The organism is Paracoccus sp. S4493 (assembly GCF_000967735.1).
GTDB lineage: Bacteria > Pseudomonadota > Alphaproteobacteria > Rhodobacterales > Rhodobacteraceae > Paracoccus > Paracoccus marcusii.
Window position 1 is genome coordinate 1 of sequence record NZ_JXYF01000210.1, and the last position, 762, is coordinate 762.

A 762-nucleotide genomic window follows, 5' to 3' on the forward strand; every position below is an offset into this window, starting at 1 on the left:
TCGAGAAGGTCGAGATGGTGTCGATCACCGACGCCGATACCGGTCTGGCCGAACATGACCGCATGACCCGCTGCGCCGAGGCCGTGCTGGAGGCGCTGGAACTGCCCTATCGCACGATGATCCTGTGCACCGGCGACATGGGCGCGGGCGCGCGCATCACCCACGACCTGGAGGTCTGGCTGCCCGGACAGGACCGCTATCGCGAGATCAGCAGCGTCAGCTATTGCGGCGACTATCAGGGACGGCGGATGAACGCGCGCTATCGCCCGGCAGGCGGGGGCAAGCCGGAATTCGTGCACACCCTGAACGGGTCCGGCCTGGCCGTCGGGCGCGCGCTGATCGCGGTGCTGGAAAACGGCCAGCAGGCCGACGGATCGGTCCGCCTGCCCTCGGTCCTGCACCCCTATCTGAAGGGCGCGACCACGCTGACCGCCCAGGGATCGCTGGCCTGACACCCCGATTGCGGACGGCGCGAAACTGCCGCAGGCCGGCGCGCGTTGGCCTGCATGACACGGATCGGTTCAGTCTTGCATCTGGTGGTCGCCGCGATCTTCGTGATCTGCGGCGTGATCTACGCGATGCAGCCCGATGCGCGCATCATCACGGACGCGGCGCGTCTGGCGGCGCCGCTGCTGCCGCCCGTCGCGCCGACCAGCATCGCCATTCCCCACCTGTACCTGAACCCCGACAACCTGCTGATGTGGATGCTGCTGATCGCCGTCTGGATGATGGTGATGCTGGATGCGGTCGGGCAGTGGATCG

The 762-nt window shown here is 67.7% G+C and carries 2 protein-coding genes; both read left to right on the forward strand.

Annotated elements, in window-relative coordinates; all coding sequences use genetic code 11:
- The coding region (locus tag TW83_RS16360; RefSeq protein WP_045983849.1) for an aminoacyl--tRNA ligase-related protein at positions 1-452 on the forward strand (452 nt) is incomplete at its 5' end.
- A gap of 54 nt (positions 453-506) precedes the next feature.
- A partial coding sequence (locus TW83_RS16365) for a hypothetical protein (protein ID WP_157001690.1) occupies positions 507-762 on the forward strand: 256 nt, incomplete at its 3' end.